The 1650-nt window shown below is 43.5% G+C and carries 1 protein-coding gene; it reads left to right on the top strand.

The genetic code is table 11. The annotated features are described in order from the left end of the window. The first annotated feature begins 60 nt into the window (after positions 1-60). Positions 61-1623: an IS3 family transposase gene (locus ACTNCK_RS11670; RefSeq protein ID WP_441082896.1), complete on the top strand. Its 1563-nt coding sequence runs from the start codon at positions 61-63 to the stop codon at positions 1621-1623. Positions 1624-1650: the final 27 nt, after the last annotated feature.

Here is a 1650-nt window from a genome sequence, read left to right as displayed (position 1 = left end):
AAGGGGGTGCGGACAAAAACCTGGACCTGAATCAGGAACCAGAAGGAGGTCTGCGCAAACATGTATTCTTACGAGGATAGGATGAAGGCAGTACAGCTTTACATCCAATATGACCAAAATGCAGCTGCTGTTATCCGTGAGCTTGGCTATCCGAATCGGCACTCATTAGTGAGCTGGTACAAAGAGTATCTCAACAACAATGATCTTAAGAAAAAGAGATTCCGCCCAGAGAAATACAGTAAGGCTCAGCAGGACACTGCTGTGAGGTACTATATGGAGCATGGTAAATGTGCTTCAAGAACATTGCGAGCTTTAGGATATCCAAGCAGAACATTGCTGAAACAATGGATCAAAGAGCGTCACCCTGAAGAGAAGTCACGTTGTTATTCTGCACGGCCTTTGGTATACTTAACGAAAGAAAAGAAAGAATCGGCAGTGCTTGAATTATGCCAACGAGATAAAACCGTGGATGAGATTGCTTCACAGTATAACGTAAGACGAGAATCCGTCTATCTCTGGGCAAGAAAACTGCTTGGAAAAGGAAGCGTGTCGTCCGTGCCAAAGAGAAAAAAAGATACATCATTAACTCCTGATACCGTTGAAGAGCTTCAGGCAACGATTGACAGCCTTAAAAAGCAGGCAAAAGAGCTTGAAGATGAAGTCTTTCGTCTTCGTGTTGAAAAGGACGTCATTGAGAAAGCAGCTGAAGTAATAAAAAAAGACCAGGGCGTCAGTCTCAGCAGCCTGACGAACCACGAAAAAGCGATCGTGATTGACGCCCTCAGAAGCCAATACGGCCTTAAACTTCTTCTAGGTGTTCTGCATATGTCAAAGAGCAGTTACTTCTATCAGGAAGTCGCTATGTCTGCTCCTGACAAGTATGCCGAAGTCCGTGGAAAGATAAAACAGGCCTTTGATGAATCTTCAAACAGATATGGCTACAGAAGAATTCATGCTGTTCTAAAGAATGAGTCTGTAACTATTTCTGAAAAGGTTGTACGCCGTCTTATGAAGAAGGAAGGACTCATTGTTAAAAGTGTTAAGAAAAGGAAATATAACTCTTACAAAGGCGAGATTACTCCAGCCGTTCCAAACGTAATTCAGCGTAATTTTCATGCTGATGCACCAAACAAGAAGTGGCTGACGGATATCACAGAGTTCGCTATTCCAGCAGGTAAAGTATATCTCTCTCCAATTATAGATTGTTTTGACGGACTTCCAGTCGCATGGACGATTGGAACATCGCCAAACGCTGATCTTGTCAATGAAATGCTGGATATGGCAGTAACGACCTTAAAGGCAGATGAGCATCCTATTGTGCATTCCGACAGAGGATGTCATTACCGCTGGCCAGGCTGGATTGAACGTATGGAAGCTGCCGGTCTTACACGGTCTATGTCAAAGAAGGGATGCTCTCCAGATAACTCGGCGTGTGAAGGTTTTTTCGGCTGTCTTAAGAATGAGATGTTTTATGGTCATTCCTGGCAGGATGTAACGATTGATGAATTCATCAAGACTCTGGATGACTATATACATTGGTATTCAGAAGAACGTATTAAAGTATCACTTGGTGGAGTTAGTCCGACTCAATATCGTAAGCAACTCGGATTGATTGCATCATAGGAGGTCCAGAAAAACGTCCGCACCCCC

It is taken from the genome of Candidatus Weimeria sp. HCP3S3_B5 (assembly GCF_052064335.1).
In the GTDB taxonomy this organism is placed as follows: Bacteria; Bacillota; Clostridia; order Lachnospirales; family Lachnospiraceae; genus Weimeria.
This window is presented reverse-complemented; position numbering and strand designations above follow the sequence as displayed.